This is a genomic window from Micromonospora sp. NPDC051300, from assembly GCF_044455315.1.
GTDB classification, from domain to species: Bacteria; Actinomycetota; Actinomycetes; order Mycobacteriales; family Micromonosporaceae; genus Micromonospora; species Micromonospora robiginosa.
In genome coordinates, this window is record NZ_JBITEP010000010.1 from 1 (window position 1) to 22452 (window position 22452).

17 protein-coding genes and 1 pseudogene are annotated in these 22452 nt (G+C 75.5%); 10 read left to right on the forward strand and 8 right to left on the reverse strand.

Annotated features, from left to right (window positions below; translation table 11 throughout):
• Positions 1 to 153: 153 nt before the first annotated feature.
• Complete coding sequence (locus ACIA5A_RS13395; protein WP_396760678.1) at positions 154 to 2898, reverse strand: cellulose binding domain-containing protein; 2745 nt, start codon at positions 2896 to 2898, stop codon at positions 154 to 156.
• A gap of 250 nt (positions 2899 to 3148) precedes the next feature.
• On the opposite strand from ACIA5A_RS13395, the pseudogene ACIA5A_RS13400 reads away from it, so the two are divergent.
• From ACIA5A_RS13400 to ACIA5A_RS13410, 3 genes and pseudogenes are all read left to right on the forward strand, one after another.
• A pseudogene (locus ACIA5A_RS13400) lies at positions 3149 to 3592 on the forward strand (BON domain-containing protein); the annotation flags it as partial.
• A 71-nt stretch (positions 3593 to 3663) separates the two neighbouring features.
• Positions 3664 to 4161, forward strand: coding sequence for a redoxin domain-containing protein (locus ACIA5A_RS13405; protein ID WP_396760681.1), 498 nt, complete (start codon positions 3664 to 3666; stop codon positions 4159 to 4161).
• Positions 4158 to 4709, forward strand: coding sequence for a DsbA family protein (locus ACIA5A_RS13410; protein ID WP_396760684.1), 552 nt, complete (start codon positions 4158 to 4160; stop codon positions 4707 to 4709). The genes ACIA5A_RS13405 and ACIA5A_RS13410 overlap by 4 nt, the downstream gene beginning before the upstream one ends.
• A 9-nt stretch (positions 4710 to 4718) precedes the next feature.
• Here the strand turns inward: ACIA5A_RS13410 and ACIA5A_RS13415 are convergent, their stop codons facing one another.
• Positions 4719 to 7637 carry a LuxR C-terminal-related transcriptional regulator gene (locus ACIA5A_RS13415; protein ID WP_396760687.1) on the reverse strand — a complete coding sequence of 973 codons (2919 nt, stop codon included), beginning with the start codon at positions 7635 to 7637 and terminating at the stop codon, positions 4719 to 4721.
• 164 nt (positions 7638 to 7801) lie between these two features.
• Here ACIA5A_RS13415 and ACIA5A_RS13420 point away from each other — a divergent pair, with 164 nt between their 5' ends.
• The 5 genes from ACIA5A_RS13420 (at position 7802) to serS (ending at position 13162) form a co-directional block, all read left to right on the forward strand.
• Complete coding sequence (locus ACIA5A_RS13420; RefSeq protein ID WP_396760689.1) at positions 7802 to 8215, forward strand: hypothetical protein; 414 nt, start codon at positions 7802 to 7804, stop codon at positions 8213 to 8215.
• Positions 8212 to 9348: an alcohol dehydrogenase catalytic domain-containing protein gene (locus ACIA5A_RS13425; protein WP_396760692.1), complete on the forward strand. Its 1137-nt coding sequence runs from the start codon at positions 8212 to 8214 to the stop codon at positions 9346 to 9348. Before ACIA5A_RS13420 ends, ACIA5A_RS13425 begins: the two co-directional genes overlap by 4 nt.
• Positions 9349 to 9436: 88 nt before the next feature.
• The gene (locus ACIA5A_RS13430) at positions 9437 to 10612 is read left to right on the forward strand and encodes a saccharopine dehydrogenase family protein (RefSeq protein ID WP_396760695.1); all 1176 of its coding nucleotides are present in this window, start codon (positions 9437 to 9439) and stop codon (positions 10610 to 10612) included.
• A gap of 91 nt (positions 10613 to 10703) precedes the next feature.
• Positions 10704 to 11792, forward strand: coding sequence for a MerR family transcriptional regulator (locus ACIA5A_RS13435; RefSeq protein WP_396760698.1), 1089 nt, complete (start codon positions 10704 to 10706; stop codon positions 11790 to 11792).
• An 83-nt stretch (positions 11793 to 11875) separates the two neighbouring features.
• A complete protein-coding gene (gene serS, locus ACIA5A_RS13440; RefSeq protein ID WP_396760701.1) occupies positions 11876 to 13162 on the forward strand; it encodes a serine--tRNA ligase in 1287 nt (428 codons plus the stop codon).
• On the opposite strand, the gene ACIA5A_RS13445 is transcribed toward serS, so the two are convergent.
• The 4 genes from ACIA5A_RS13445 to ACIA5A_RS13460 are packed head-to-tail and all read right to left on the reverse strand — an operon-like array spanning position 13146 to position 17882.
• On the reverse strand, positions 13146 to 14075 hold the full coding sequence (locus tag ACIA5A_RS13445; RefSeq protein WP_396760704.1) for a cytochrome c biogenesis CcdA family protein: 930 nt from the start codon (positions 14073 to 14075) through the stop codon (positions 13146 to 13148). The two genes, serS and ACIA5A_RS13445, sit on opposite strands and share 17 nt — an antisense overlap.
• On the reverse strand, positions 14072 to 14671 hold the full coding sequence (locus ACIA5A_RS13450) for a TlpA family protein disulfide reductase (RefSeq protein WP_396760707.1): 600 nt from the start codon (positions 14669 to 14671) through the stop codon (positions 14072 to 14074). The genes ACIA5A_RS13445 and ACIA5A_RS13450 overlap by 4 nt, the downstream gene beginning before the upstream one ends.
• Positions 14672 to 14697: 26 nt before the next feature.
• Positions 14698 to 16164: an NADH-ubiquinone oxidoreductase-F iron-sulfur binding region domain-containing protein gene (locus ACIA5A_RS13455; protein WP_396760710.1), complete on the reverse strand. Its 1467-nt coding sequence runs from the start codon at positions 16162 to 16164 to the stop codon at positions 14698 to 14700.
• Complete coding sequence (locus ACIA5A_RS13460) at positions 16161 to 17882, reverse strand: hypothetical protein (protein ID WP_396760713.1); 1722 nt, start codon at positions 17880 to 17882, stop codon at positions 16161 to 16163. The genes ACIA5A_RS13455 and ACIA5A_RS13460 overlap by 4 nt, the downstream gene beginning before the upstream one ends.
• Before the next feature lie 297 nt (positions 17883 to 18179).
• On the opposite strand from ACIA5A_RS13460, the gene ACIA5A_RS13465 reads away from it, so the two are divergent.
• Together ACIA5A_RS13465 and ACIA5A_RS13470 are read left to right on the forward strand one after the other, a co-directional pair.
• Positions 18180 to 19625, forward strand: coding sequence for an alpha-amylase family protein (locus ACIA5A_RS13465; RefSeq protein ID WP_396760716.1), 1446 nt, complete (start codon positions 18180 to 18182; stop codon positions 19623 to 19625).
• A gap of 75 nt (positions 19626 to 19700) precedes the next feature.
• Positions 19701 to 20585 carry a L,D-transpeptidase gene (locus ACIA5A_RS13470; RefSeq protein WP_396760719.1) on the forward strand — a complete coding sequence of 295 codons (885 nt, stop codon included), beginning with the start codon at positions 19701 to 19703 and terminating at the stop codon, positions 20583 to 20585.
• Positions 20586 to 20663: 78 nt separating this feature from the next.
• On the opposite strand, the gene ACIA5A_RS13475 is transcribed toward ACIA5A_RS13470, so the two are convergent.
• Complete coding sequence (locus ACIA5A_RS13475; protein WP_396760722.1) at positions 20664 to 21284, reverse strand: response regulator; 621 nt, start codon at positions 21282 to 21284, stop codon at positions 20664 to 20666.
• Positions 21281 to 22429 (reverse strand): sensor histidine kinase, encoded by a 1149-nt coding sequence (locus tag ACIA5A_RS13480; RefSeq protein ID WP_396760725.1) that lies wholly within the window; start codon positions 22427 to 22429, stop codon positions 21281 to 21283. Before ACIA5A_RS13480 ends, ACIA5A_RS13475 begins: the two co-directional genes overlap by 4 nt.
• Positions 22430 to 22452 lie beyond the last annotated feature (23 nt).

The window sequence follows — 22452 nt, forward strand, 5'->3', positions numbered from 1 at the left end:
CGGGGGGGGGCCCCCCCCTTTTGGTTTTGGTGGCGGGGGCCCGGCACACACCCCCGGGCGGGCGGGCCGGCCTCCCCCCCGGCCCGGCCCTCGGGGGGGGGCCCCCCCCGGTTTTGGGGGGGGGCCCACCGCGTCGTGGGGCGGGCCGGCGGGTCAGCGTGCGGCGCAGGAGACCGTCGGCGCCCGGTTGCCGCCGGTCGCCGTCCCGGTGAAGCCGACCGTGGTGGACCCGCCGACGCTCAGGTTGCCGTTCCAGCCGGCGTCGGTGACCGTCACGGCCGCGCCGCTCTGGGTGTACGACCCGCTCCACAACTGGGCGATCCGCTGACCGTCCGGGAACGTCCAGGTCAGCGTCCACCCGGCGATCGGCGCGGTGCCGGAGTTGCGCACCGTCACCTCGCCCTGGAAGCCGCCCGGCCAGGTGTTCGTCACCGCGTAGGCGGCCGCGCAGCCGCGCCCGGTCGACGACGGCGTCGGGGTGGGACTCGGCGGGGTCGGCGTGGGCGTCGGGCTCGGCGAGGTCGGAGTCGGCGTCGGGCTCGGCGAGGTGGGGGACGGCGTGGGACTCGCCGAGGTGGGGGTCGGCGTGGGCGTGCCGCCCAGCCGGTCGGCCACCAGGATGCCCCGGCCGTTGGTGCCCAGGTACACCCGGCCGTAGACGCGCGGGTCACCGGTGAGCGCCTCGCCCGCGTTGCCGTACTGGTGCTTGTCGTCGTTGATCCGCACCCAGGTCGCGCCGGCGTCGTCGGAGCGGTGGACGCCGGCCGTGCCGCCGACCGTCCCCACGGTGAACAACGCCGGGTACGTCCGCCCGGGCGCCGCCTTGCCAAAGCCGACGTTCACCGTCGAGGTCACGCCGCTCACCTTGGTGAAGCTCGCACCCGAGTTGGTGGAGTGCCAGAGCCCGCCCTCGCCGGCCAGCCAGATGTCGCCTTCGACGCCCGGCAGCGCCTTGACCTTGACCCCGGTGGTGGGCAGGCCGGTCGCCGCGGTGGCGGTGAAGGACGCCCCGCCGTTGGTGCTGACGTAGAACTTCCCGGCGCTGACGCCGTAGAACCTGTTCGGGTCGACCCGGTCGGACTCGACAGTCGCGTTGGCCGGAATGCCTGTCGCGGCGGTCCACGAGGTGCCGAAGCCCACCGAGCGGACGACCTGCTGACCCGCGTCACCGGGCGACCAGACGAACTGGCTGCCGTCGGCGGACGCCGCCACCGTGCCGCCGTTGTTGATCCCGCCGGGCTCGGTGCCCTGGAACCAGTTCGCGCCGCCGTCGGTGGAGAAGGCCACGTGACTGTCGTTGGGCCGGTCGGAGTCGGTGAAGTTGCCGGCCCGGACCATCACCGCCGGCTTGGTCTCCGCGTAGTCGAGACTGGTGGTGCTGGTGAACACCGGCTGGGTGAACATCATCGGCGGCACCGCGTTCAGGTCGGTGTGGCGGAAGCCGCCGATGTCACCGAGCCCGCTGACCAGCAGCGCGCCCGACGGCGGGCTGATCAGGTCGAGCACCGCGGTCTCCTCCAGCCCCTTCACCATCGGCGTGATGGTGAACGTGCCGCCGGTGTCCCACTTCGTCAGGCCGGTGGTGCCGTAGATCGTCGCGCCGGTGCCGTACATCATCCGGTCGCTGTCGAACGGGTCGATCTCCAGCGACTCGTTCATCCAGCCCAGTTTCGGGCTCTCCTCCGGCGGGGCCGGGTTGGCGCCGAACGTCAGCCACGGCACCGAACTGACGTCCATGGTGTACTTCTTGCTCCGGTTCGGATAGCTGGTGAAGTCCCAGATCCGGGTCCAGGTCGCGCCGCCGTCGGTGCTGCGCCAGAAGATCGCGTCCGGCCACCAGGAGATCTGGGTGGCGACCATCAGCGTGTTCGGGTGCTGCCGGTCGATGGTGAGTCCGGAGTAGCCGAAGTAGGCGTCCCCGCTCGACGACGGGACCGGGCTGATCCGCGTCCACGCGCCGGTGGCCCGGTTGAACTTCCACACGTCGCCCTTGGCGCCGTCGTACGGGCCGCCGGTGTCGCTGGTGGCGATGTAGAGGAAGCCGCCGACCGGGTCCACCACGCCCTTGTGCGCCAGGTAGCCGGTCGGCTGGCCGGGGATCCGCTCCCAGGTCACGCCGGCGTCGGTGCTGCGGTAGACCGGGTTCTGCTTGTCCGCCACACCGACGTAGATGGTCTTCGTGGCGGTGCCGGCGGTACCCGTGCTCTTGTCGAAGCTCACCCAGGTCAGGCCCTGGTTCTGGCTCTGGTAGCCGCTGCTGTCGTTCGGGTCGGCCCGGTAGTTGCCCACGTTCGGGAAGGCGGTGACCTGGGCCCAGGTCACCCCGTAGTCGGTGCTGCGCCAGAGGCCGTTGCCGCCCTCGGCGCCGTAGTAGAGGACGCTGTCGCGGTTCGGGTCGACCGCCAGCCGCTCCCCCATGCCCCGGCCGGGCATGTTGCCGCCGTTCTTGAACGGCAGCTCGGTGGCCTGCCAGGTGGCGCCCTTGTCGGTCGAGCGCAGGATCGCCCCGTGGTTCGGGTCCCAGTCGTTGGTGTACATGCCGACCGCCGCGTACACCCGGTTGGTCTGCACCGGGTCGGTGGCGAGGCTGACCACGCCGTTCCAGCCCCACCGGTCCGCGCCGACCCAGTCCAGCAGCGGCGTCCACGAGCCGGTGGCCTGCTCCCAGCGGTACGCCCCGCCGATGTCGGTCCGCGCGTAGATCAGGTTCTTCTCGGTGGGGTTGAAGACGATGCCGGGGACGAAGCCACCGCCGTCGATCCGGACGTTCTTCCAGGAGTACGGCTCGGCGGCCGCGGCGGCGGCCGGGGGTACGCCTGTGGTGGCGAGCGGCACGACGACTGCCGCCGCCGTGGCGGCCAGCGCGACGGCGGCCAGCCCGGCGAGACTTCTGCGCATGGGGGCGGTTCCTCTCGGTTGCCCGGTGGTGGGGGAACGGGAGCAGGGGGTGGTGCGGCGTCGGGGAGCTGCCCGGGCTCCCCGTCGGCATGCTGGCTCCCGCAGCCGAGGGACCCTCAGCGTACGCCGGTCGGGCGGTTCATGGAAGCGCTCCCACGTCATCCGGTCGGGGTGAGGCCGGCTCACCCCGGCGGCACGCATGATCGGGCTTGCGCGACCGCGCCGCCGACCGAGGGAGAGGGAGAGGCGGATGGTCACCCAGACGACCACGCGTACCGACCGGGAGATCCGGTCCGCCGTGCGCGACGAACTGGCCCGCACCGGTCTCGACCAGGTCGAGGTCGGCGTCACCGACGGCGTGGTGACGCTCACCGGCCGGGTGGACGGCTACGCCGGGAAGTGGGCCGCCGAGCAGGCCGCGCACCGGGTGGACCGGGTCCGCGCGGTCGCCGACGACATCGCCGTCCGGATCGCCGACACGCCCGGCCGGGACGATCCGGAGATCGCCGTCGCCGCCGTCCGGGCCCTGGAGTGGGACGCGTTCGTGCCGGTCGGGACGCTGCACGTGACGGTCGCCGACGGCTGGGTCACCCTGCACGGCGAGGTCGAGTGGGAGTACCAGCGGCGGGCCGCCGAACGCGCCGTCGCCGCGCTGGCCGGCGTGTGCGGGCTGCGCAACGGGATCGCCGTGCGGGCCGGGTGAGCCCCGGAACCACCCCGCCCGGGTGAGCCGGCCTCACCCGGGCGCGGGCCAGGGTGGGAGGCATGAGTGATCCGAACGGGCTGATCGCAGCCGGGCAGGCCGCGCCCGGGTTCACCCTGCCGGCGTCGCCGGACGGGCGGGAGGTGGGTCCCGGGCAGTTCCGGGGGCACCCGGTCGTGCTGGCCTTCTACCCCGCCGACTGGACCCCGGTCTGCGGCGACCAGATGGCCCTCTACCAGGCCGCACTGCCCGAACTGGAGCGGTACGACGCGACGCTGCTCGGCATCTCGGTGGACAGCGTCGACTCGCACCGGGCGTTCGCCGAGAGCCGGGGCATCCGGTTCCCGCTGCTCGCCGACTTCGAGCCGAAGGGCGAGGTGTCCCGCCGCTACGGCGCGTACGCCCCGCGCGGGCAGTCGGCCCGGGCGCTCGTGGTGATAGACCCGGACGGCCGGGTGGCCTGGAGTCACCTCTCCCCGCCCGAGGTGAACCCGGGCGTCGACGGCATCCTCGACGCGCTGGAACAACTGGGCACGGATCGGCGGGTGGACGCCCGATGACGACGCCGTTGCAGGTCACCACCGCCCGGCTGCGGATCCCGGTCTCCGACCGGGACCACGTCCGCGGGCCGGCCGACGCCCCGGTCACCGTCGTCGAGTACGGCGACTTCCAGTGCCGCTTCTGCGGGGCCGCCTACCCGAACCTGGCCGAGGTGCTGCGCCAGCGGGCCGACGTGGTGCGGCTGGCGTACCGCCACTTCCCGATCACCAACGTCCACCCGTACGCGGAGAGCGCGGCGGAGACCGCCGAGGCGGCCGGCGCGCGGGGCCGGTTCTGGGAGATGCACGACTGGCTCTACGAGCACCAGGACCAGCTCGACCCGGTGCACCTGTCGCTCGGCGTGGAACAGATCGGGCTGTCGCCCGACGAGGTCGACGCCGAGGTGGGTCGGCAGGCCCACGCCGACCGGGTTCGGCAGGACTTCGTGGGCGGCATCCGCAGCGGGGTCAACGGCACCCCGACGCTGTTCGTCAACGACGCCCGCCACGACGGCGGCTACGACCTGGCCGAGCTGCTGGCCGTGGTGGACGCCGCCGCCGCCGCCTGACGCGCCCGGTCAGATCAGTCGCAGCTCGCGCGCCCGCTGGACCGCCTCCCGCCGGCGGGTGGCGTCGAGCTTGCGGTAGATGTTGCGCACGTGCGTCTTCACCGTGTTGACCGACAGGGACAGCTCGGCGGCGATCTCCACGTTGGACAGGATGCTCTGGAGATAGCGCAGGATGGTCAGCTCCCGCTCGGTGAGCGGCTCGTCCAGCGCCCGCGCCGGCGGGTCCGGCGTCCCGCCGGCCCGGGACTCGTCGACGCCGCGGAGCAGGTCGTCGACGGTGGCCCAGTGGGCCGTACCGGAGTCCAGGTGCGCCGCCAGCAGGTCGCGTACCCCTGGCTCGGCCCGGGTGAAGACACGCCGGCAGCCCTCCGGCTCGGCCAGCGCCAGCACCTCCTCCAGCAGCCGCCCGGCCCGCCGGCCGTCCCCGGCCGCGCCGGCCAGCGCCGCGTCCAGCAGGCCGGCGTCCAGGCGTACCGGCAGCGGCCAGCGCGTCGCGTCGGGCCCGGTCCAGTCGGGCAGCGCCCGCTCCGCCGCGCCGGCGTCACCGGCGGCCAGCCACAGCCGTGCCGAGGCCAGCGCCAGCGCCGGGTCGGGCGGGTCACCGCCCACCGCGTCCAGCAGCGCCCGACCGCCCGCCACGTCGCCGACCTCGGCGCGCAGCCGTACCTCACCGGCGGTGAGCCACGCGCCCAGCTCCGGGCCGGGCGCCACGGCCCGCGCCGCGGCGAGCGTGCGCAGCGCGGCCGCCGGGTCACCGGCGTCGGCCAGCAGCCCGGCCCGGCAGAGCGCGAGCAGCGCGGCGCCGCCCGGCTCCGCGCCCGCCGGCCCGGCCAGCGCCAGGTGGGCGGCGGCCTCCGCCGGCCGGTCCCGCTGCCAGTGCGCCAGCGCCGAGGCGAGGTACGCGTAGCCGCAGTCCAGCCGGGACGACCAGCCCCGGCAGGGCGGCATGGACAGCGCCTCCCGGGCGTGCTCCTCGGCGACCCGCAGCGCGCCCCGGGCCGCCGCCAGCGCCGCCGACCGGCTGGCGCAGACCAGTTCGGTACGCGGCCGGCCGGCCCGCCGTGCCGCCGCGAGCGCGTCGGCGAACCGCTCCCCCGCCGTGGACAACTCCCCCTCGGCGAGCGCTACCAGCCCGAGCGCGGCCCCGGCCACCGCCCGCACGTCGTCGGAGTCGCCGCCCTCGCCGACCATGGCCGCCGCCGCAGACGCCCCGGACGGCGGCTCGGGCACGGTGCCGGCGGAGGCCGGCGGTGGCGCCCCGACGAGCGGGAGCCCGGGAGGCAGCTCAGGCGCGGCGATCCGGGGCGCGGTCGACCCGGCGCGCCGCCCGTGCCCCGGGACGGTGGCGAGCAGCCGGGCGGCGGCGCGGCGTACCTCCTCGTGGTTCGCGGTGAGCCGGGCCAGGCTCAGCTCGACCGCGGTGGCCAGCCGGCGGAACCTGTCGCGACGCGGCGCCGGCAGGTCCGCCGCGTGCGCGACCGCCCGCCGCAGGTGCCCGCCGGCGGCGGCCGGGTCCCCGGCGTACGCCCGCTCGGCGGCCGCGGCCAGCGCCAGCTCAGGGTCCCGGCGCACCGCGTCGGCCGGCGGCTCGGGAGGCGCGGGCGCGGCGGCCCCTGCCGGCTCGTACGGGGCCAGCTCCGGCCAGCGGGTGACCAGCAGCTCGGCGGCGTCGTCCCACTCGCCTGCGGTCAGCGCGTGCCGCAGCGCCTCGGCCGGCCGGTCGTGCCCGGCGAACCAGGCCGCCGCCCGGCGGTGCAGGTCGCGCAGCTCGCCGGCGGGCAGCCGGCCCACCTCGGCGCGGAGCAGGTCGGCCAGCAGCGGGTGCGGCCGGTACCAGGGCGGGCTGCCCCCGTCCTGCTGCACGAACCCGCCCTCGCGGGCCACGTCGGCCAGCAGCCGCCCGGCGTCGGCCCGGCCGGTCAGCGCGGTGGCCAGGTCGGCGCAGACCGCCGGCGCCACCGCGCCACGGCGCAGCACGTCACGGGCGGCCGGGTCGAGCGGCGCCAGCACCTCGTCCCGCAGGTAGGCGGCGACGTCCGGCTGGTCGCCGGAGACCTGCTCCACGGCGCGCGCCGGGTCGGTGCCGGCGGCCAGCGCCAGCGCGGCGAAGCGCAACCCGGCCGGCCAGCCGGCGGTCCGCTCGACAAGCCGGGGCACCGCGTCGGCCGGCACCGGCACGCCGTGCGCGACAAGCAGGTCGGCCACCTCGTCGGCGGTGAACGCCAGGTCGTCCGGGCCGAGCACGGTCAGCTCGCCGGCCAGCCGCCAGCGGTGCAGGGCCAGCGGCGGTTCCCGGCGCGCGCCGGCCACCAGCCGCAGCCGCCCGTCGGCGTGGCGGAGCAGGAACTCCAGCCCGGCCAGGGCCGCCGGGTCGGTCACCCGGTGCAGGTCGTCCAGGACCAGCAGCACCTGGTGCTCGCGGGCGGCGAGGGCGGCGGCGAGCGCCTCCACCTGCTCGGGCCGGGGTGGGCCGGCCGGCATCGGCGGTGGCGGGCCCTCGTCCGGGTCACCGGCGACGGCGGTGCGCAGCGCCTCGGCCAGGTAGGCCCAGAGCCGGCCGGTGGTGTCGCCCTCCGCCACGGTCACCCAGACCGGCGCCGGGCCCGGCCGCGCGGAGCGCGCCCAACCGGACAGCACAGTCGTCTTGCCCCAGCCGGCCGGGGCGAGGAGCAGGGTGACCGGCCCGCCCGCACCGCGCTCCAACCGGTCGAGCAGCCGGGGCCGGAGCACCGTCGGCTCCGGCGGCGCGGGCGGCGTCAACCGGGACCCGAGCAGCGGCGCGGCCGGAACGTCAGGCGTGGCGGCAGGCGGGACCGGCGCGCCGACGACGGGCCGGACCACGGCCTCCGGCAGCGGCCCGGCGTCCGTCGGCGCGGTGGCCCCGGTCGGCGCGGCGGCCAGCCGGACCGGGTCGGACTCCTCCGGCATGCGTCCCTCCCCCGTCGGTGCTCCGCGCGGTTACCCGGACCGCGCCGGTTCACCCCTTCGGGGCGAGCCGCCGTCACCCCGGTTCCCGGCAGGCTCGGGCTACGCGGGCGGCCGGCCGCGCACCGCCGGCCGCCCGGTGGACCCGCGATCCGCAGGAGGACAGGGTGCCCCGGACCGGACGGCTTGTCGACGCGCTCGCCCGTGGCGTGCGAACCCTGACCCGCCGGCGGGCCGCACCTGCCGGCGCGGAACCCCGACCGGCGCGCTGGCAGGTGGTGACCGTGACCGGGCGGCCCGAGCAGGTGCTCCCGGCCGGGCGGTGGCCGGAGCCGCTGCGCCGGCTCGACGGCGCGGTGGAGGTCTGGGCCCGTCCCGCCCCCGGCGGGCGCGGCACCGAGCTGGCGGTACGCCCGCTGGGCGGGGCGCCGACGCTGCCCGGGTTCGCCGCGCACCTCGTCGGCGACGACCCCGGCCGGTTCCTGCGGCAGGTGCTCCGGGAGACCCGCCAGCTCTTGGAGACCGGCGAGGTGCTGCGGGCGGACCGCTCGCCGCTGGACCGCCCGGGGGCCGCGGGATGAGGGCGCTGTGCTGGGAGGGCGCCGGCGCGCTGGCGGTGCGCGAGGTCCCCGACCCGGAGCTGCGCAACGCCCACGACATGATCGTCCGGGTGCGGCGCAGCGTGACCTGCGGCGGTGACCTGCCGCTGCTGGCCGGGCGGGTACCCGAGGCGGCCGCCGGCGAGGTGCTCGGACACGAGTTCCTGGGCGAGGTGGTCGAGGTCGGGCCGGAGGTGCGCCGGCACCGGGTCGCCGACCGGGTGGTGGTCGGCGCGGCGGTCGCCTGCGGGGCGTGCTGGTTCTGCCGGCAGGGGTTGCTGGCGTGCTGCGACAACGGGACCAGCGGGCCGGCGGCGGAACCGGCGTGGGGGCAGCCCGCCGCCGGGTGCTACGGCCGGCCGGCCCGCCTCGGCGGCTTCGCCGGCGGTCACGCCGAGTTCGTCCGCGTGCCGTACGCCGACGTCGGCGCGTTCGCCGTGCCCGAGGGGGTGGACGACGACCGGGCGGTGTTCGCCGCGGACGCCGCGCCGGCCGGCTGGCACGGGGTGGCGCTGGGCGGGGTCGCCCCGGGTGACGTGGTGGCGGTCTGGGGCGCCGGCGCGGTCGGCCAGCTCACCGCCGCGGCGGCGGTGGCCCGGGGCGCGGCCCGGGTGCTCGTGGTCGACGAGCACCACGACCGGCTGGGGATGGCCGCCCGGCACACCGGCGCCGAACCGCTCGACCACCGGTCCGTGGACGTCCTCGCCGAGCTGCGCGAGCGCAGCGGCGGCCGGGGACCGGACGTGTGCGTGGACGCGTCCGGCCCACCACCCGGGCCGGCCCGCCGGCCGACCGGCGGGCCGGACGCCGGGACGGCGCTGCGCGAGGCGGTGCACGCCTGCCGCAAGGGCGGCACGGTGGTGGTGCTCGGCGGCGGGACGGAGTTCGTGGACCGGTTCCCGCTCGGCGCGGTGACGGACAAGGGGCTGGCCGTCCGGGGCGGCAGCCGGGCCGGGCCGGGCGCCATCCCGGCGCTGCTGGACCGGATGGCCCGGGGTGAGCTGGTCACCGAGCACCTCGCCACCCACCGGCTGCCGCTGGACCGGGGCGCCGACGGGTACGCGCTGTTCCGCGACCGGGCGGACGGCTGCGTCCGGGCGGTGTTCACCCCGTGAGCCCGGCCAGGACGCATGGGCGAACGCACCGAGCGAAGCGAGGGCCGTGAGCGCATTGCCCGGCCAGCACGGGTGGCACACTCGGCGGATGCCCACTGAGCGCGCGTACGACCTCGTCCTGTTCGGCGCCACCGGCTTCACCGGCGGCCTGACCGCCGAGTACCTGGCCCGGCACGCGCCGGAGCGGCTGCGCTGGGCGCTCGCCGGCCGCAACCCGGCCAAGCTCGCCGCGGTACGCGACCGGCTGGCCGAGATCGATCCCGGCCTGGCCGAGCTGCCCCTGCTCACCGCCGACGTGACCGACCCGGCGTCGCTGCGGGCGGTGGCGGAGAGCGCCCGGGTGGTCGCCACCACCGTCGGCCCGTACGTGCACCACGGCGAGCCGCTTGTCGCCGCGTGCGCCGCCGCCGGCACCGACTACGTCGACATCACCGGGGAGTCGGAGTTCGTCGACCTGATGTACGTGCGGCACCACGCCGAGGCGGTGCGCACCGGGGCCCGGCTGGTGCACGCCTGCGGGTTCGACTCGATCCCGCACGACCTGGGCGCCTGGTACACCGTCAAGCAACTCCCGTCGGACGGACCGGTCACGGTGGACGGCTACGTGCGGGCCGGCGGCCGGTTCTCCGCCGGCACCTACCACTCGGCGCTCACCGCGTTCGCCCGTACCGGTGAGATGAGCCGGGCGGCGCGGGCCCGCCGGGCGGTCGAGCCGCGACCGGAGGGGCGGCGGGTGCGCGCGGTGCCCGGCCGGGTCGGGCGGGTCCGCGAGTTCGGTCAGTGGGCGGCGCCGCTGCCCACCATCGACCCGCAGATCGTCCGCCGGTCGGCGGCGGCCCGCACGGAGTACGGCCCGGACTTCCGCTACCGGCACTTCGCCGCGATGAAGCGGCTGCCCACCGTGCTGGTCTCCGGCGCCGGCCTGGCCGCCGTGGTGGGGCTGGTGAAGCTGCCGCCGACCCGGCGCTGGCTGCTCGGGCGGCTCTCCTCCGGGCAGGGGCCGAGCGCCGAGCAGCGGGCGAAGTCCTGGTTCCGGGTGCGGTTCGTGGGCGCCGGCGGTGGCCGGCGGGTGGTGACCGAGGTGGCCGGCGGCGACCCCGGCTACGACGAGACCGCGAAGATGCTCGCCGAGTCGGCGCTCTGCCTGGCCTTCGACGACCTGCCGGAGACCGCCGGCCAGCTCACCCCGGTGGCCGCGATGGGCGACGCGCTGCTGGAGCGCCTGGTCCGCGCCGGCATCACCTTCCGCACCCTGAAGGCGTAAGGAGGGGCCCCCGCTTAACGCGTTCGGTAGAGGCGGGGCCCCCTTTTAACACCCCCGGGGCGTTGACCCTCGACCTGGTGGAGGGCACAGGATGGCGGTCGTGGAGAGCGAGCTTCGCAGCATCGGTGAGCTGGCCCGGGCCAGCGGGTTGACGGTCAGCGCCCTGCGGTTCTACGACCGCTCCGGCGTGCTGACGCCGGCCCGGGTCGACCCGGTCACCGGCTACCGCTGGTACACCGGCGACCAGGTCGACCCGGCCCGCCTGGTGGCCGGGCTGCGCCGGGTCGGCATGCCGCTGGCCGGCATCGCCGAGGCGCTGCGGCTGCGGCATCGGCCGGCCGAGGTGCGCCGGCTGTTGGACGCGCACCTGCGCCGGCTGGAGGACGGCCTCGACGACGCGCGTCGCGAACTCTCCCGGATCCGTCGAATGATCGACCCGGAGGAGACCACCGTGACCATCCGCCTCGTGCTGTCCCGCACCGACCTGGCCGCCGCCGTGGCCGCCGTACGCTTCGCCGTCGGCGCCGACCCGGTGCTGCCGGCGCTGTCCGGCGTGCTGCTGTCGGTCGAGCCGGACGGCGTACGCCTGGTCGCCACCGACCGGCACCGGATGGCGGTGGCCCGGGTCGACGCCACGGTCGACGGGCCGCCGGTGACCGCGCTGCTGCCGGTCGCCGCGGTGGACGAGCTGCGCGCGCTGCTCGACACCGACACGCCCACCGTCGACGCCGTCGTCACGGCGGGACGGGTGACGTTCGCCGTCGCCGGCCGCACGCTGGAGGTGACCGGGCTGCCGTACGACTTCCCGGACTACCGCCGGCTGGTGCGGGCACGGGTCGGCGCGCCCGCGTACCGGATCCCGGTGGACGGCGCGGCGCTGCGCGCGGCGCTCACCGCCGACGGGGTCCGGGTCTGTCACCGGACGCACGACGGCGTCGCGCACGAGGTGGTCGCGCTCGGCCTGGACGGCCGGGGTGAGCTGCGGCTGGTCGACCCGGCGGCGGTCGACGGCCCGGACGACCGGCTGCGGGTCGGGGTGAACCGGGAGTACCTGCTCGACGCGCTGGACGCCGGCGGCGGCCAGCTCGTGCTGGAGCTGGACGGCCCGATCACGCCGCTGGCGGTACGCCGGGCGGACGACGCGCACGCGTTCTCCATCCTCATGCCGGTGCGCCTGTAGACGGCCCGGCCCGGGCCGGCGGGGCCGCGACGGTAGCATCTGGGGGTCTTACCTGACTGCCTGGACGGAGGCGTACGAGCAGCATGCTCGACATGGAGCTGATCCGGAAGGATCGCGAGGCGGTGGCGACCGCGCTGGCGAAGCGTCTGGATCCCGCCGAGGTCACCCGGGCGCTGGACGACATCCAGCGGCTCGACCAGGAGCGACGCGCCCTGATCACGGAGATCGACGCCGAGCGGCAGCGCCGCAAGGCCGAGGCGCGCGCGTACGCGGAGGCGAAGCGGTCCGGCGGCACGCCGCAGCCGACCGCGCCGGAGGCCGAGCGCAAGCAGCTCGCGGAGCTGGAGTCCCAGCTCGACGAGGTGCAGTCCCGGCTCCGCTCGGTGATGAGCGAGCTGCCCAACCTGCCCGCCGACGACGTGGTCGCCGGGGGCAAGGAGGCCAACCGGGTGGTGCGGACGTTCGGCGAGGCGCCGACCATCGAGAAGGTCCGCGACCACGTGGAGCTGAGCCGCGCGCTCGGCCTGGTCGACCACGAGCGGGGCGTGAAGCTCGGCGGCTCCGGCTTCTGGATGTACACCGGCATGGGCGCCCGGCTGGAGTGGGCGCTCGTCAACTGGCTGATCGAGCAGAACATCCAGGCCGGCTACGAGTTCCTGCTCCCGCCGCACCTGCTGCTGGACACCGCCGGCTTCGCCGCCGGGCAGTTCCCGAAGTTCTACGACGACGTCTACCACCTCGACAGGCAGTCCGCGCCGCGCGGCCAGTTCCTGCTGCCCACGTCGGAGACGGCGATCCTCGGGGCCTACCAGGACGAGATCCTGGAGACGCCGAGGCTGCCGCTCAAGGCGTTCGCCTACACCCCGTGCTACCGCCGCGAGGCGGCCGGTTCGCACTCCGACGAGCGCGGCACGGTGCGCGGCCACCAGTTCAACAAGGTGGAGATCTTCCAGTTCACGCTGCCGGAGCAGGCCGACGCCGCGCTCGAGGCGATGGTGGGTCACGTCGAGGGCCTGGTCAGCCAGCTCGGTCTGCACTTCCAGACCAGCCTGCTCGCGGCCGGCGACTCCAGCGCGTCGATGCGCAAGACGCTCGACGTGGAGGTCTGGATGCCGAGCACCGGCAAGTACAAGGAGGTGTCGTCGGTCTCCTGGGGCGGCGACTACCAGGCCCGCCGGGCGGCCATCCGTTACCGCGAGCCGGGCGGCAAGCAGACCCGGTTCGTGCACACGCTCAACGGTTCGGCGCTGGCCACCAGCCGGCTGTTCCCGGCCATCCTGGAGCAGTGCCAGCAGCCCGACGGTTCGGTCGTGGTGCCGGAGGTGCTGCGCGACAAGCTCGGCACCGACCGCCTCACTCCGACTCGCTGATCACCTGACGCACGGGGGCCGGTTCCGCCGGCCCCCGTCGCGCGTCTGCCGTGGCGTTAACAAGGGGCCCCTCCTCTACCGCAGGCGTTAACAGGGGGCCCCTCCTTACACACACCGCGAGCAACGCGAGCGCGAGCGCGGCGAGCAGCGCCGGGCCGGCGCCGTCAAGCGTGCGCACCAGCGCCTGCTGCACGGCGGCGGCGGCCCGAACCACCGGGTCGCCGAACGCGTCGTGCCGGCCCAGCGCGAGGCGCACCTCGTACCAGCCGTACCAGGCGACGTAGCCGCCGGCGACCAGCAGCACCAGGCCGCTCAGGCGCGACACCCACGCGCCGGCACCGCGCATCCGGGCCACCACCCGGCCGCGCAGCAGCGCCACGGCGAGCGCGGCCACGCCCACCACCAGCGCCATGCCGAGGGCGTACGCGCCGAACAGCGCCAGCCCGCGCAGCGGCGAGCCGGCCCGCAGGCTGGTCACCACGATCGCCAGGAACGGCGCGATCGCGCAGGTCAGCGACGTGAGCGCGTACGCCGCGCCGAACAGCGCCATGGACGGCCAGGTGCGGGTGAGCCGGGGCGCGGTGGCGAACGGCCGGGGCGTGGGCAGCCGCCGGCCGGCGAGCAGCCAGAGGCCGGCCAGTGCCAGCAGCACGCCGAGGGTCACGGTCAGCCACGGCAGCCGGGGGCGCAGCCAGTCGGCGGCCGGTGCCACGGCCAGCCCGAACGCGCCGAAGACCAGCGCGTACCCCAGCGTCAGCCCGGCCGTCGCGGTGAGCGCCCGACCGACCGCGCCGCGCCCGTCGCCGGGACCTGCCACCAGCAACGACAGGTACGCGGGCAGCATCGCGAACCCGCACGGGTTGACCGCGCCGAGCATGCCTGCGGTCAGCGCGAGCAGCAGCGCGCCGGTCATCGGAGGGCCAGCGTCTCGACCTGCCGGGTGAGCGACTCGCCGTCGAGGAAGCCCTGGTGGACGACCTTTCCGTCCCGGTCGAGGACGACGAACGTGCTCTGCTCGGCCACCTTGAACCGGCGCCACACCGCGCCGGCCCGGTCGTCGAGCTGCGGCGTGCCGGCCAGGTCGAACTCGGTGACGAACTCCTTCATCGCCTTCTGCTCGCCCAGCCCGGCGACGCCGACGATCGGCACGGTGTCGCGATACTTCGGGGCGATCTCGGCGACGGTCCACGCCTGGCTGGCGCAGGTGGCGCACCAGGGCGCCCAGAACCAGAGCACCACCGGCCGCCCGGCCAGGGCGGCGGCGGAGAATGCCGTACCGTCGAGGGTCCTGCCGGCGAACGACAGCGTCTTCGGCACCGTGGCCGGTGGCGTCGGGGCAGCCGACGTCACGGGCGCGGCCGGCGACGCGGTGGCGGTCGGGGTGGGCGCGGCGGCCACCGCGCCGGCGGGCGCGGCCCGTTCCGGGCCGACCGCGCAGGCCCCCGTGGCGGCGAGGGCGGCGGCCAGCACGACGGCGACGACGGCGTGCCGGACGGTACGGGGTGGCATCGGCACCTCCTGGTGTGGTCTGTCGGCTACTCGGACTTGACCAGCCGCAACGCGAGTTCGGGGCAGACCTTGACGGCCTTGAGCGCGCCCTCGCGCAGCCAGGTCGGCACCGGGGTGGGCGGGAAGGCCGGGTAGCCGTTGCCGTCGAGCCGGATGAAGTCCGGCACCACGTGCGCGCAGAGGCCGTGCCCGTCGCAGCGGGACCAGTCCAGGGTGAGCTTCTGCGGGTTGCCGTCGGGCGCGCCGGGCAGTCCCATCACACCCCTGACCCGCTTGCCGCAGCCCTCCCCGGTGGCGTGCAGCCGCAGGTCGTCGGCGAACACCTCCATCGCGGACAGCGCGAACCGGGCGGTGCCGTCGGGGTGGCTGCACGCGCCGCGCCCCTTCACGTCACCGGCCGCCGCCCGGACCAGCTCGATCGGCGCGCTGCCGGAGACCGCGAGGTCGACGGAGCGGGCCAGGTCGGGCAGGCCCATCTTGCACGGGCCGCACTGCCCGGCGGACTCGCCGGCCAGGTAGCGGACCACCTGCGCGGTCTCGCCGAGCGGGCAGGTGTCGTCGCCGAGCGGCACGATGATGCCGGCGCCCAGCGTGCCGCCCACCGCGGTGAGCCCCCGGCGGGAGACCTCCGCCCGCTCCGCCGCCTCGGCGGTGATCCACTTGCCGTGGTAGCCGCCCATCAGGATGCCCGGCCCCGGCGGCACCTCGCACAGGTCGAGGATCTCGCGCAGCGGGGTGCCGGCGGCGCACTCGACCACGGCCGGCCGCTTCGCCGAGCCGGTGACGGTGAGCAGCACGGTGCCGGGTTCGTCGTCGGTGCCGAGCGCCGCGTACTCGTACGGGCCGATCCGGGCGGCGACCGCGAGCTGGGCGTACGTCTCGGCGTTGGAGAGCAGGGTGGGCAGCCCGCTGACGCCGGAGTCGCTGGAGCGCTTCTTGGTGCCGGGCGGGATGTGCGGCAGTCCGTTGATGCCGTTGACGAGCGCGCCGCCCTCACCGGAGATGAACCGGTGCGGCACGGTGACGATCGTGGTCGGCACCGGCATCCGCCGTTCCTGCAACGCCTCGGTCAGCGAGGGCCGGCCCACGTCGTCGTCGGCCACCCCGATCACGATCTCCTCGGCGTCCAGCGCGAACGCGGCCAGCGCGGCGCCGTCCAGGATGAGGTGCGGGGCCCGGGTGAGCAGCACCTTGTCCTTCCAGCTCGCCGGCTCCCCCTCGCTGGCGTTGACCACCACCACGGCGGCGAGGTCCTGCCGCTCGCAGGACTCCAGCACGGCGCGCAGCTTGCGGGCGAACGGGAAGCCCGCGCCGCCCTTGCCCTTGAGGTCGATCGCCTCGGCCAGCCGCAGCAGCGCGGCCGGCTCCATCGGGCCGATCGGGCCGTGCACCTCCTCGTGGGCGAGCAGGTCGAGCCGGCCGAACTCGGCGAAGCCGGCGGTCAGCCGGGGTTCGCCGACGCAGGCGACCGGCGGGACGGTGGTCCGCATCACCGGGCCTCACCCCGCAGCCCGGCCCAGTACGCCCCGTCGACCGCGTCCGCGTCGGCCTTCTTCCGCCGGCCGGAACGGGTCTCCTTGGTGGCGCGCAGCGCCCGGCGGGAGGCGAGGTCGACGAGCGTCGGGGTGTCGTCGACGAACGCGTCGTCGTCGGCGGCGTAGCGGGCCGGCGGGCGCCAGTAGTCCGGCTCCTCCGGCACGTCCTCGTCGTCCCGGTACCGCCGGCCGGTCCCGCTGCGCGGCTCGGCCGAGATCGGACCCGCGGAGATCGGATCCGCCGAGACCGGCTCGCCGGCCCAGCGACGCGGGCTGTCCCAGGGCTCCTCCGCCTCGTCGGTCGGGCGCGGCGGGGCCGAGTAGCGGGCCACCTCGGCCGCGGTGGCGTACCGGCCGTTGTCCGGCGGGGCGGAGTGGCGGCCACCGGTGTCCGGCGGCGCGGAGTGCCGGCCGCCGCTCTCCGGCGGCGCGGAGTACGGCGCGGCGGCCTCCTCCTCGACCCGGGCCCGGCGGCTCACCCGCTCCTCGGCGTTCCGGCGGCGGCGGGACCGTTCGCCGTCGCGACGGCCGACCGTCTCCATCTCCTCGGTGTTCCGCCGGACCGCGGGCACCCGCTCGGCGTCCCGGCTCCGGCGCGTCTCGCGCTCGTCGTCGCGGGCCCGGGCGGCGGTGTCCCGGCGGCGGGTGGACCGCCGCTCGGCGGGAACCTCGGCGGTCCGGGCGCGACGGGTCGGCTCGGCCGGCTCCTCGGCGCGCCGCCGGGCGGCGGCGGCGCGGACCGGCTCGCGCAGCGACCCGGGCTCCGGCACCACCGGTACGGCGAACCGCTCGGGGTCGCGCCGCCGGGCGGTGCCGGCCGGCGCGGTCCAGGTGGCGGTGGCCTCGGCCCAGCGGCCCGTGCCGGCCCCGCTCTCCTCCTTGCCGGCGGTCTTCTTGCTCTTCAGCGCCGCGAACACGCCGGTGCGTTCCTCGCCCCGGCCGGCCATCGCCTTGTTCAGCGCGGCGGCCTGGTGCTGCTCACGGCTGCGCTTGCCGAGGTGGACGGAGAGGCGCACCAGGAGCGCCATCACCACGAGCAGCACGCAGGCGAGGTAGCTGAGCACCACCCAGCCTGCCGCCGCCCGGCCGGCGTTGAGGCCGTGGAACAGCGCGAACGGCCAGGACACGTACGCCATCGAGTGCAGCGCGCGCCAGAACCACTTCGGGCCGACGCCGGCGAACCGGACCCGGACCAGGCCGGTCCAGAGCACGCCGACCATCAGCATCGCGGCGACGGTGCCCAGCCCGACGTAGAGGCCGTTGCCGCCGACGAACGGCACCACCGCGTCGGTCGGTCCGGCCCGGCCGATCGCGATCTTCGTGATCACGTGGAAGACCAGCCCGACCACGCCGAGCACGCCGGTGGCGCGGTGCGCCGACTGGAGCAGCACCCGGTGCCGGATGAGCAGCACCAGCCGGTCGGTGGCGAGCAGCCCCAGCATCACGGTGAGGCTGAGCGAGACCAGGGTGACCACCCCGGCGAAGAACTCGGTGAAGAAGAAGCCGTACGAGTACATGGCGCCACCGGCGCCGGCCAGCTCCACACCCGCCCACGCGAGGCCGAGCACGGAGGCGGTGAGCGCCGCCAACGCGGACTTCGACAGGGTCCGGACACCACGACTGGTGGTGGTGGTCCGGACGGCCGTCGCCTTCTCGTTCTGCTGTGCCCGGGCCATCTGCTCCTCGATCGTCTCGCGGCGGCGCCCCCACCGGCCGACCCTGCTCCCACCTCAGGTACGGAGCGGCGGCCCGGACGGATCACCTCCGGTGGCGAATTTCTCGACCGGATCCTCGAACCGTCCCGGTCGGCCGCGCGTGTAGCGCGGTACGCAACGACGAATGCCCATGCATTGACATTTCTTGCAACACGCTCGTAACCTTGCGGAAAATTTCACGTCCGGCTGCAAGAAGCCGGCATCACCGCCCTCCCCAGGCTCCACCTCCCCCGTACCCCCGTACCCCGAGGAGTCCTGATGCATCGACGCCGAACCCGCGTCGCGGCGCTCGCCCTGAGCGTGGCCGCGAGCCTGCTCGTCCCGACCACAGTGGCGGCTCCCCCGGCCGCCGCCGCCCCCGCCGGCGGCAAGAAGGTGATCGTCCAGCTCTTCGAGTGGAACTGGACCTCGGTGGCGAGCGAGTGCACCAGCACGCTCGGCCCCAAGGGCTACGGCTACGTCCAGGTGTCCCCGCCGCAGGAGCACGTCAACAGCAGCCCGTGGTGGGTGTCCTACCAGCCGGTCAGCTACCGGATCGAGTCCCGCAAGGGCACCCGCGCCCAGTTCCAGTCGATGGTGAACACCTGCCACAACGCCGGCGTCAAGGTGATCGTCGACGCCGTGGTCAACCACATGTCCGGCCAGGACAACGGCGGGACCGGCTGGGCCGGCACGTCGTACGGGCACTACAACTACCCGGGCACCTACTCGTCGGCGGACTTCCACTACTGCGGCCGCAACGGCAACAACGACATCGCCAACTACAACGACCGGTACGAGGTGCAGAACTGCGAGCTGGTCAACCTCGCCGACCTGAAGACCGAGTCGGACTACGTCCGCAACAAGCTGGCCGGGTACCTCAACGACCTGCTCTCGCTCGGCGTGGACGGGTTCCGGCTGGACGGCAGCAAGCACATGCCGGCCGCCGACATCGCGGCGATCAAGGCCAGGCTGTCCCGCCCGGCCTACCTGGTGCAGGAGGTCATCTACGGCGCGGGTGAGCCGGTCCAGCCGACCGAGTACACCGGCAACGGCGACGTGCACGAGTTCCGGTACGGCAAGGACCTGGCCCGGATGTTCAACAGCGAGCGGCTCGCGTACCTGAAGAACTTCGGTGAGTCCTGGGGCTACCTGCCCAGCGGATCGGCGGTGGTCTTCACCGACAACCACGACACCCAGCGCGACGGCGGCGTGCTCACCTACCGCGACCGCGGCGAGTACGCCCTGGCCAACGCGTTCATGCTGGCCTGGCCCTACGGCACCCCGGCGGTGATGTCGAGCTTCACGTTCAGCGGGAAGGACCAGGGCCCGCCCTCGGACGGCAGCAACCGGATCACCAACACCACCTGCTACTCCGGCTGGGAGTGCGAGCACCGCTGGCCGGTGATCGCCAACATGGTCGGCTTCCGCAACGCCACCGAGGGCGCGGCGGTCGCCAACTGGTACGACAACGGCTACCAGCACATCGCGTTCAGCCGGGCCGGCAAGGGCTACCTGACGCTCAACGACGAGGACTTCGCGGTGAGCGGCCGGTCCTACTACACCGGCCTGCCGGCCGGTCGCTACTGCGACGTCATCCACGGCACGTTCAGCAACGGCTCGTGCAGCGGCCCGGTGATCACCGTGGACTCGTCCGGCTGGTTCGCCGGGACCGTCAACGCGCACGACGGGATCGCCATCCACGTCGGAGCGAAGGTGAGCTGACCTCGCCCCACCTCAGGTGAGCCCCCGTGCCGGCAGATCCCGGCACGGGGGCTTCGTCTCGGTTAGAGTCATTTCGTGCCTTTCGACCAGATAACCGGGCGATGGATACCCGGCTGGCTGTTCGCCGCGCTCGGCGTACCGCTGCTGCTGGCCACCGCGCTGCTGGTCGGCCACGCGCTGACCGGCGCCCCGGCGGCCAACCCGGTCGCCGTCGCGCCCGCCCCCACCGGGCCGTCGTCGCCGGCCCCGTCACCGGCCGAATCCGTCCCGCCCGCCGCGCCCGCGCCGGCCACCCTGCCGGTGATCACCTACGACCCGGCGCCACGCGGCTTCCCCGCCGACCCGGCCCCGGCCGACACCCGGCCGCTGAGCGAGGGCGCCCGGCCCAACGGCAGGGTCGCCGCCTACGACGCGCCCGGCGGCCGGCCGCTGGCCTTCCTCGCCCCGACCATCAGCGACGTCCGGCTGACCGTGCCGATCGTGGAACGCCGCGCCGGCTGGACCGCGGTGCTGCTGCCGTCGGCCAACCGGACCATCGCCTGGCTGCCGGCGGGCGGCTGGACCACCGTGGTGCTGCGCGACCAGCTCGTGGTGGAACGCCGCACCCACCGGCTCACCTGGCTCCGGGACGGGCGCGCCGTCCGCACCTGGCCGGTCAGCCTCGGCACGGCCGGCCAGCTCACCCCGCTCGGCCGGACGTTCGTCCTCGGCCGCACGCCGCCCCCGCAGGACGTCTACGGCGGGGTGGACATCTTCGCGCTGGGCGCGATCCCCGACGACCCGGACGCGGTGCCCACCGGGCTGCGCGGCGCCCACATCGGACTGCACACCTGGCACAACGACGACACGCTCGGCGAGAACGTCACCAACGGCTGCATCCGGGTGACCCGCAGCGCCCAGCGCCAGCTCCTCGCCGCCCTGCCCCCCGGCACCAGCCTCGTCGTCGTCGACCACGTGTAAGGAGGGGCCCCCTGTTAACAGGTGGGTGTGAGAAGGCGCCCCTTCTCTACCGCAGGCGTTAACAGGGGGCCCCTCCTTCTACCCGAGCAGCCAGCCGTTGGCCTCGGCCAGGCGGACGGCGTCGGCGCGGTTGCGGGCGCCGGTCTTGCCGATCGCCGACGACAGGTGGTTGCGGACCGTGCCCTCGGAGAGGTGCAGCGTCGCCGCCAGCTCGGCCACCGTGCCGCCGCCCCGGGCCGTCCGCAGCACCTCGGTCTCCCGCTCGGTCAACGGGCTCGCCCCGGTGGCCAGCGTCTCCGCCGCCAGCGTCGGGTCGACCACCCGCAGGCCCGCATGCACCCGGCGGACCGCGTCGGCGAGCTGGCGGGCCGGGGTGTCCTTGACCACGAAGCCGTTCGCGCCCGCCTCCATCGCCCGACGCAGGTAGCCGGGCCGACCGAACGTGGTCACCACCAGCACCCGGCAGTCGGGCAGCGCGGCGCGCAGCGCGGCCGCCGCGGCCACGCCGTCCATCCCCGGCATCTCCACGTCGAGCAGCGCCACGTCGGGGCGGGCGCGCAGCGCGGCCGGCACCACCTCGTCGCCCCGGCTCACCTCCGCCACCACGGTGAGGTCCGGCTCCAGCGACAGCAGCGCGGCCAGCGCGCCACGGACCAGCGCCTGGTCGTCGGCGAGCAGGAGTCGGATCGACTCGGTCACCCGTGGGCCCTCCCGTTCGCGTCCGGCACCGTCACCCGGAGCAGGAAACCATGCCCGCCGGGCGCTCGGCCCACCGTCACCGTGGCATCCAACCGGGCCGCCCGCTCCCGCAACCCGACCAGCCCGTGCCCGGCACCCGCCGGCCCTCCGGCCGGCCCCCGACCGTCGTCGCGGACCTCCACCCCCGCCGGGTCGACCCGGATCACGCAGCGCCGCGCACCGCTGTGCCGCACCACGTTCGTCACCCCCTCACGGACCGCCCAGCCGAACAGCTCGTCCCGGCCCGTCGGCAGCTCCGGCGCCGTCTCCGGCAGCTCCGCGACGATGCCGGCGGCGGCCAGCGCCGACCGGGCGCCGGCCAGTTCGGACGCCAGGTCCACCCCGCGGTACGCCCCGACGGTGCCCCGCACGTCGGCAAGCGCCTCCCGGGCCAGCCGCTCCACGTCGGCGATCTCCACGGCCGCCCGCGCCGGGTCCAGTTCCAGCAGCCGGCCGGCCAGTTCGGCCTTGACCGCCACCACGGTGAGCGAGTGCCCGAGGATGTCGTGCAGGTCCCGGGCGGTGCGGGCGCGTTCCTCGGCGACCGCGAGCCGGTGGATCTCCCGCTGCGCGGCCTGGAGTTCACCGTTGCGCTGGGCCAGCCGGCTCACCCCGAACATGGCGAACGAGGCGAGCAGCACCGCGAAGACCACAGTGCTCTCCGACTCCCAGCCGGGCACGAGGCGCGAGGCCACCGGCGGGGTCGCCGCGGCCAGCACCACCACGACCAGGGACTCCACCGACGGCAGCAGGAACACCGCGGCGGCGGCCACGAAGACCAGCGTGGTCAGCCAGTCGCCGTCGGTGCCCGGGATGCCGGCCAGCCCGAGCGCGAGCAGCAGCGCGATCAGCAGTCGAGCCCGGCCGGCCGGGATCGGGAGGTGCCGTTGCCGGCGGCTCCGACCCCACTCGAAGATCAGCACGTACGCCACGCCGAACGCGACCACCGAGCCGAGCCCGAGCAGCCGCCGCCACAGCTCCGGCTGGTGCAGCGCGGTGACGAACGGGATGTTGAGGAAGAAGAGCCAGACCGCCGCCAGCAGCCAGCCGGTGAACCGCCAGTGGCGGCGGTTCACCGGCCGGGCCGGGGCGGTCGGCGACGTCACGCCCACCACGCTAGTGCCCACCG